General features: G+C 63.1%; 9 protein-coding genes. 1 reads left to right on the top strand and 8 read right to left on the bottom strand.

The window, feature by feature from the left end:
• From AC1DUU_RS17250 to AC1DUU_RS17215, 8 genes are all read right to left on the bottom strand, one after another.
• Positions 1-497: ABC transporter ATP-binding protein (locus AC1DUU_RS17250; protein ID WP_476784631.1), on the bottom strand; the 497-nt coding region annotated here is incomplete at its 3' end.
• Positions 498-519: 22 nt separating this feature from the next.
• Positions 520-1,341, bottom strand: a complete 822-nt coding sequence (locus AC1DUU_RS17245; RefSeq protein WP_476784630.1) for a carbohydrate ABC transporter permease — start codon at positions 1,339-1,341, stop codon at positions 520-522.
• On the bottom strand, positions 1,341-2,225 hold the full coding sequence (locus AC1DUU_RS17240) for a carbohydrate ABC transporter permease (RefSeq protein WP_476784629.1): 885 nt from the start codon (positions 2,223-2,225) through the stop codon (positions 1,341-1,343). The genes AC1DUU_RS17245 and AC1DUU_RS17240 overlap by 1 nt, the downstream gene beginning before the upstream one ends.
• Positions 2,226-2,471: 246 nt before the next feature.
• Positions 2,472-3,800, bottom strand: a complete 1,329-nt coding sequence (locus tag AC1DUU_RS17235; RefSeq protein WP_476784628.1) for an extracellular solute-binding protein — start codon at positions 3,798-3,800, stop codon at positions 2,472-2,474.
• Positions 3,801-3,813: 13 nt separating this feature from the next.
• Positions 3,814-4,662, bottom strand: a complete 849-nt coding sequence (locus tag AC1DUU_RS17230) for an ROK family protein (RefSeq protein ID WP_476784627.1) — start codon at positions 4,660-4,662, stop codon at positions 3,814-3,816.
• 5 nt (positions 4,663-4,667) lie between these two features.
• Positions 4,668-5,354: an N-acetylmannosamine-6-phosphate 2-epimerase gene (locus AC1DUU_RS17225; RefSeq protein WP_476784626.1), complete on the bottom strand. Its 687-nt coding sequence runs from the start codon at positions 5,352-5,354 to the stop codon at positions 4,668-4,670.
• Between the two features lie 69 nt (positions 5,355-5,423).
• Positions 5,424-6,170: a GntR family transcriptional regulator gene (locus tag AC1DUU_RS17220; RefSeq protein WP_476784625.1), complete on the bottom strand. Its 747-nt coding sequence runs from the start codon at positions 6,168-6,170 to the stop codon at positions 5,424-5,426.
• Between the two features lie 243 nt (positions 6,171-6,413).
• Positions 6,414-7,271, bottom strand: a complete 858-nt coding sequence (locus AC1DUU_RS17215; RefSeq protein WP_476784624.1) for a MurR/RpiR family transcriptional regulator — start codon at positions 7,269-7,271, stop codon at positions 6,414-6,416.
• Between the two features lie 216 nt (positions 7,272-7,487).
• Here AC1DUU_RS17215 and AC1DUU_RS17210 point away from each other — a divergent pair.
• Positions 7,488-7,737, top strand: a 250-nt coding sequence (locus AC1DUU_RS17210; RefSeq protein WP_476784623.1) for a hypothetical protein, incomplete at its 3' end; no start/stop codon positions are given.

Genomic DNA, 7,737 nt, shown 5'->3' with positions numbered 1-7,737 from the left:
GCGTCGAGATTGGACAGCGGCTCGTCGAACAGGAAGGCGACCGGCTGGCGCACGATCGCGCGGCCGATGGCAACGCGCTGGCGCTGGCCGCCCGACAGCTGGCGCGGGTAGCGCTCGAGCAGATGGGTGAGCTTCAGCGTGTCGGCGGCCTGGTCGACCTTGGCCTTGATCGCATCCGACGAGAGTTTCGCGAGCTTGAGCCCAAAGCCCATGTTCTGGCGCACGGTCATGTGCGGATAGAGCGCGTAGGACTGGAACACCATGGCGAGTTGCCGCTCGACCGGCGGCGCCTTGGTGACGTCCCGGCCGTCAATCAGCAGACGGCCAGAGGTGGTTTCCTCCAGGCCGGCGATCATGCGCAAAAGCGTGGACTTGCCACAACCGGATGGGCCGACGATGACGACGAACTCGCCATTGGCGATGTCGAGATCGAGATCCTTGATGATCTCTGTGCCGCCGTAGCGCTTGCCGGCTTTTTCCAGTGAAATCGTGCTCATTGAATTCTCCGAAGAAACTGTCTCAGCCCTTGACCGCGCCTGCCGTCATCGAGCCGCTGATCTGGCGATACATGATGAGGCCGAGCAGCATCGGCGGCAGCGCGCCGACGATCATGACGGCCGAGGCTACGCCCCATTGCACGCCGCCGCCGCTGGCGGCGAAGAAGAACGAGGCGCCAACGGTGATGGGAACGGCCTTGGACGTGGTCAGCATCAGGCCGAACAGGAACTCGTTCCAGGCGGTGATGAAGCCGAAGATCAGGCTGGTGACGATGGCCGGCCGGCAGAGCGGGGCGATGACCCTGGTCAGGATCTGGAAGCGCGTTGCGCCGTCCATCAGTGCCGCCTCGTCCAATTCCCCCGGCAGGTCGCGTATGGCGTTGACCAGAATGACCAGCGCCAGCGGCAGGTTGACGATGGTGAGGATCAGGCCAAGGCCGAGCCGGGTGTCGAGCAGCGCAAGCCACTGGAACATCATGTAGAGCGGGATGGCGAAGATGATGAGCGGCACGGCGCGCAGGTTGACGATGAAGGGCAACAATGTGCGCTCGCCGACCTTGCCGCGGGCGATCGCATAAGCCGCGGGCAGAGCGAGTGCTACGGCAAGCAAGGTGCCGAGTGCCGCGACCGCGACGCTGTTGGCGAGATAGAGGAAGATGTTCAGCCGGTCGGAGACCTTGAAGACCGCGGCGTAGTTGTCGAGCGTCGGTGCGTACACCCACAGGCCCGGATTGGTCGACAGCTCGCGCGCACTCTTGAGCGATGTCGAGAGCGTGACGAGGATCGGGAAGTTCATCGCGAGTGCCGCGATGGCGAAGACGATCCAGCGAAGGGCGTTGATCATCAGCGTGCTCCCTTGCGGCGGGCGGCAAGCGCGTTGAGGCCGTAGAGTACGGCGAACGACACCGCAAACAGTATGACGGAAGCGGCGACCGCCTTGCCGATGGCGCCCTGCTTGAAGAAGGCCTCGTAGATGTAGATCGACAGCGAGGCGGTGGAGCCGCCAGGGCCGCTGCCGGTCAGCACATAAATGTTGTCGAAGACGCGGAAGCCGTCGATGAAGCGGATGAGCAGTGCGACAACGATGGTTGGCGCCATCAGCGGAAGCTCGATGTACCAGAGCCGGTGGCGGTAGCGCGCGCCGTCCATGGCGGACGCCTCGACGATCTCCTTGGGGATGGCCTGGTAGGCCATATAGAACAGCAGGAAGGCGAAGGGCGTCCACTGCAGCGTCTCGACCACGACCAACGTCCAAAAGGCAGAGGCCGGCCCGAGGAACGAGAAGCTAGCGCCGAACCAGGTCCAGAGATAATAGGGTACCGGGCCGACGAATTCGTGCAGCACGAGGCGATACATCAGGCCAACAAGTGCCGGCGCCACCATCAGCGGCAGCATCAGGATCGCCATCAGCCAGCTGCGCTTTTCAATGAGCGGCGACAAGAAGATGGCGAGGAACAGACCGAGCGCGCATTCGAGYAGCGCCGTCAGCAACCCGAAGCGTAGCGAAAACCACGTCGCCTGCCAGAACGATGAGTCGTTCCAGACAGCGGCAAAGTTGGAAAAGCCAGTGATCTCGGGGTGCCGCAGGTTCTCGAAGGTAACCTCCGAGACCGAATAGACGAGATTGACGATCGCCGGGAAGCCGAGGAACACAAGCAGGAACAGCACCACCGGGAGAGCCAGCAGCCTGAATTCGGACGAGGGGGTGCGTTGTGAAAGCGTTGTCATCAATCGATCTACGGCTGGCTTCCCAATGGAAGCAATAGTGGCTGGTGGGCCGAAGCCACGGGCCTCGCCAACTCGCTCTTTCGGCAGGCTCAGGGCTCGGCACCTCGAACCCGCATGGCGGGGCGGGAAAATGGTGCCAGGATCGCCCCTTCGACATGCTCAAGGCACGAAATCGCGGGGAGGTGCCGAATCCTGAACCTGTTGAGATGGCCGATGGCGGCAAAGGCGCCGCCATCGGCCAAACGCTTACTTGAGCAGGTCAGTCATGCCCTTTTCGGTGTTCTTCAGCGCGTCGTCGAGCGACTGCTGGCCCGACCAGTAGCCAGTGAACTCCTTGGCCTGGAGTTCGTAGACCGAGAGCGCCTTGGCCGACGTACCGCCGTTCATGACGTAGCCGTACTTGCTGGCGAATTCGCCGAGCTTGACCAGGTCGGGACGCTCAGTCGCCACTTCCTTGACGACGTCGGGCGTGAGCGCAGGCGCGCCGCTGTTCCTGGCGTAGATCAGCGCCGCTTCCTTCGACGACAGCCACTTGATGAAGGCCTTGGCGCCGTCCTTGTTCTCGGAGTTCTTGTTGAGGCCGAAGCCGAGGCCGTGGATGTGGGTGAAGCGGCCCTCGGGGCCGGCCGGCGGCGCGATCGTCTCGGTGACTTCAGCAACCGTCGGCGACTTCTCCTTCGAGGTGAGGTCGGAAGCGGCGGCGTTCCACTGCACCATCGCGGCAACCTGGCCGGAGGCGTAGGCGGCGTTGGCTTCGGCGAACTCGTAGGACAGCGAGTCGCGCGGGGTGGCGCCGGCGTCATAGAGCAGCTTGTAGGTCTCGAGGCCCTTGCGATAGGCATCGGAGTTGACCGTCACCTTGCCGCTCTCGTCCATCCAGTTGCCGCCAAAGGCGCGCGGCAGCGACTGGAACACCATCATGTTGAACAGCAGGTTCTTGAGCTGCAGCACGGTGCCGTAGCGGGTCGGGCTGTCGGGGTTCACGGCTTGCGTGAAGTAGAGCGCGGTCGCCGCGTAGTCGTCCCAGGTCCATTCGTCCGGGTTCTTCGGCTCGAGCTTCTTGCCGAGGTGCTTCTCTGAGATCTCGGCGAACTTGGCCTTGGCCGCGTCATCCTTGAGCAGCGCGTCGATCAGGTCCTTGCGGTAGTACATGAAGTGCAGCGAGAGATCGGTCGGCACGCCGAACTGCTTGCCTTCGTACTGCATGGTGGTCAGCACCGAGTCGCCATAGACGGCCTTGGCCTCGTCCGACAGCTCGACCGGCTCCATGAACGGGGCGTAGCGGCCGATGGAGTAGGTGGCGAGCAGGTTGACGTCGAAGGCCTTGGAGCCGGCGGCGAGGTCTGCCTGCAGCTTGTCCCAGAAGCCGTCGCGGTTGAAGAACAGCAGCTCGACTTTGTTGTCGGCCGATACGTCGGCCTTGGCGTTGTAGGCATCGGCAGCCGCGCGCAGCGCGGTTTCTTCGGGGCCACCCGGCCAGCCGAGCACGGTCACCTTGGCGAAGGCGGGGCTCGCCAGAAGGCTGGCGATCGCGGCCGCGATCAGGCCGCCCTTTCTGATCTTCGAAAATGTCATGTGTCCCTCTTATTCAGTTCTGACGGTTTGCTAAATCCGCGATGCCCACGACGCCGGCGCTCTCTCCGAGTGCTGCTGCGTGAAGCTGCGGGGTGAGCCCTGGCGGCAGGCTTCCCAGCGCCTGCCGGACGGATTCGAGATACCCAGGCGCAAGTCCAATACCGCCGCCGATGACGATGCGGGCGGGGTCGAGCATGAGCTTGATGTTGCTGCACAAAAGGGCGGTCTGGCGCACCGACGCCTTGATAATGTCCTTCGCCCAGGCGTGGCCCGCCGCGGCCGCCTCGAAGACCTCGCGCGCAGTGGCCCCGGCTTGGTGAGGTGCTGCCTGTGCAGCTATCCAATTGCCGGAGACGTGGTCCTCGAAAACACCTGTGTTCTCATCAAGGCTGCGCAGCAGGCCAAAATGACCGGCGAGCCCGCCGAGCAGGCGGCCGTTGACGACGATGCCGCCGCCAATTCCGGTCGAAATGGTGAGGAAGACGAGATCTTGGCCTTGGCCGGCGCCGAAGGCGAATTCGCCCCAGGCGGCGGCCTGCGCGTCGTTGGCGGCGAGTACGGTCTCGGCTTCTGCGAGCCTGCTGACGGTCGCGACCAGCGGAAAGCGTTCCGGAATGTCGAGCGTCTTGCGGTTGAGTGGCGACCAGCAGCCGTCGTCGATGATGCCGCTGATGGCAACGCCTGTTGTGCCGTAGCGGCCTTTCCAGCCTGAAATCGCGTCGAACAGGGCCGTCAGCCACTGCTCGGGGTCGCCGCTGCGCGGGGTCGGCATCTTGTGCGTCTCGACCACCTCGGACCCGCGCACGAGCGCGGCGAGCATCTTGGTGCCGCCGATGTCAAGCGCGAGAACGGTGTCGGCCATGGCAATCAGGCTCCGGCCTTGGCGATGGTTTCGTCGAGTGCCGAGCGGAACCAGGAGGTAACATATTCCGGCCGGGTGATGGCGGAGCCAACCACGACCATCGATGCGCCCGATGCCAGCGCCTGCTGCGCCTGGGCGGGGGTGCGGACATTGCCCTCTGCGACTACGTACGGCGTTAGCTTGCGCATCGCCGATATCAGCGCGAAATCGGGTTCCGTCGGCTCGACCGGGCCGGTGTAGCCGGCAAGCGTGGAGCCGACGACATCGGCGCCCTCGGCCAGCGCCTGCTCGGAATCGGAGATGACGGAGCAGTCAGCCATGGCGGCGCGGCCGTGGGAATGGATGCGTTCGATAAGCGCCCTAGTCGAAACCGGGCGGATGCGCTGGGTGGCGTCATAGGCGATGATATCGGCGCCAGCTGCAGCGAGCGCATCGACGTCTTCGAGCCAAGGCGTGATGCGGACGGGCGTGTCGTCGAGGTCGCGCTTGACCAGGCCGACGATCGGCTTTTCGGTGGCTACGCGGACGGCTGCAACGTACTCGGCGGATTCAATGCGTAGGGCGGCGGCACCGCCGTCGATGGCCGCCAGCGCGAAGCCCACAACCATCTCGGCCTTGTCCATGGCTCCACCCTTCACGGGCTGGCAGGATACGATGAGACCATTGTCGAGGGCTTTGAAGTCAAGCGGCACGCGGGCATCTCCTGTGATGCCCAAACGGTAGCAGTCTAAGACCAGATTGCAACAGGCTTTGAACTGGTATTATCGCATCAATTCGATGACGAAGTCGTAGACGTCGCCGCGGTATTTGGTCTGGGTGAACTCGACGATCTGGCCGTCGGCGAGGAAGCAGCGGCGCTCCATGATGAGGAGGCTGGCATCGTCGGGTGTGCCGAGCAACTGGCGCTCCTCTTCGCTCGCAGGCTTGGCTTGCATGCGCTGCAGCGCGCGAACGGGCTTGGCGCCGGTTGCCTCGAGATATTCGTAGAGCGAGGCTTGAACAGCTTGCGGATCGGGCACAAAACGGGCCGGCAGCGTGGCGATCTCGATGGCGATGGGCGTGTCGTCGGCGGTGCGGAGGCGGCGCAGGCGAACGACCTTTTCACTGCCGGAGATGCCCAAAGCCATCATCTCGGCCGGCGATGGCCGTGAAATCTCGCGCGAAATCCATACGCAGCCAGGCTCCAGTCCGCGCGAGCGCATGTCCTCGGAGAAGCTGGTCATGGTCGCAAGCGACTTCTCCAGTCGCGACGACACGACAGTTTTTGCGCCCTGGCGGCGGTCCAGCAATCCGTCGGAGACAAGGCCGTCGATGGCCTTGCGTACGGTGACGCGCGAGATGCCAAGCGCATCGCACAGGGCGCGTTCGCTGGGAATGACCGCGTTCCGCTTGAGGTGCGAGGTACTGATCGTCTGCTTGATTGCGTCTTCCAGCCGGCGGTAGAGCGGTTCGCCGCTCTCGCCCGAAAGCTGATTTGCGAGGAAGTCGAGGATTGCCTGTTCGCCCATCGGAGCCACCTGTGGAAAATCGCTCCTTTATGAAGAATTTTTTTCAGGTGTTAAACTGGTATTGTTCTTGTCGGGTCGATTTTGCGGCATGTCGACCGTCGGGTGGCCAAATTGCAGGAGCCGACGCGCCACGGGCAACAGCTGCCTCCAACGTGACGCCGCTGCCAAAGCGCTAGCCAATCCGCGGGCTACCACAACGCGGTTTGAACGTGGATCAGTCGACTGTGCACCGCTGGCACCCGCTTAGTCGCCGACGTAGCCAGTGATCTTGCCGTGCAGTTCCGAGACCCGGTTCATGCGTCCTTCGATCGTGACCCCAAGTTCGTTGAATATGYCGTTGATCAGCAGATTGCCGAGGCTGGCCATCTGCGCTGTCGATTCCCAGAACATGCCGAATTCGGTCGGGACGACGAACATTTCGTCGGCGAGGTCGCGGCCCCAGTCGCAGAAGGCGTCGGTGATCAGCGTGATCGGGATCTTCGCCTTCTTGGCTTCCTGCGCCAGAAGCAGGTTCAGGCGTGAATAGCGGCGGGCTTCGAAGATCACCAGGCAAGAGGATTTGGGTGGGTTCAGCAGGATCTCGCTGAAATTACCGCCGGCGATGTCCGCTAGCTGAACGCCGGGGCGAAGGTATTGCAGCTGGTTGGCGAAGTACTGGGCGATGCCGCGCTCGGTCTGGAAGCCGGCGACGAATAGCTGGGGCGTGTTGGCCAGGCGCTTGACGGCGCGGGCCCACTCCTTGGTGTTGGCGATCTCGTAGATCCTGAGCAGTGCGGCGATCTCCAGCTCCAGGCTGCGCGCCAGCGCATCGCCGTTCTGGCTGCGGTCGCGGAATTCCTTCAGCCGGTCCCCGGCCAGCCAGGGCTGGGTGCCGATGTTGTCGCGGAGGTCCTCCTTGAGGTCCTTGAAGCGAGCATAACCAAGCGTCCGGCAGAATCGCCCGACAGTCGGTTCGCTGACGCCGACCTTGCCGGCGAGCGTCGCCGAGGTCTCGAACGGCACGCCGTTCAAGTTTGCCAACATGTAGTTGGCAAGCGCCTTTTCGGCGTTGGTGGCGGTGGCCAGGCTTTCGATAAGCCTTCGGCGGACCGATTCCGTCATTTTGCTCTCCCTGTCTGGGGCGGGACTTCTTGTAAGAATTCTATCACAGAATCGATTGACGTTTGTTTTTTTTCAAAATAGCTTGGCCACACCTCGTTGAGGAGCGGGGAAGAAAATCGTTGCTGGGTTGCGGGCTTGCGCCGGCACTAAACAGCAACCAGGAGGAAACGGCGCATAGCTGGCGCAGGTCATCTGACCGTACCAGCTCGCGAATTCTTGTCTGTTGTCGAAAAATGCTGCTTCCGCGGCGTGGCGGGCTTTTGCCAATTTTCCAAGGGGAGGTTGAACATGAATCGACGTGGGTTTCTTGCTTCGGTATCGGTGGTCACGCTGGCCGCGGGCTTCGGCCTGGCTGGGGGATATTCAGCGCGGGCATCAGAACCGGAGGCCGTATTTGCTCTCGGCAGTGCCGAAATCGGCGCCCCTCATCACGATCCAATTCGGGCCACCTTGCTCAGCACCGTCG

Source organism: Aminobacter sp. P4_H6_2 (assembly GCF_056400805.1).
Note: the sequence above shows the minus strand (reverse complement) of the source record. Positions and strands in the feature narration are given on the sequence as shown.

Bases quoted from the DNA above. Each gene is read 5' to 3' on its own strand.
- AC1DUU_RS17245 (WP_476784630.1), bottom strand. From the start codon at position 1,341: ATGATCAACGCCCTTCGCTGGATCGTCTTCGCCATCGCGGCACTCGCG.
- AC1DUU_RS17235 (WP_476784628.1), bottom strand. From the start codon at position 3,800: ATGACATTTTCGAAGATCAGAAAGGGCGGCCTGATCGCGGCCGCGATC.
- AC1DUU_RS17230 (WP_476784627.1), bottom strand. From the start codon at position 4,662: ATGGCCGACACCGTTCTCGCGCTTGACATCGGCGGCACCAAGATGCTC.
- AC1DUU_RS17220 (WP_476784625.1), bottom strand. From the start codon at position 6,170: ATGGGCGAACAGGCAATCCTCGACTTCCTCGCAAATCAGCTTTCGGGC.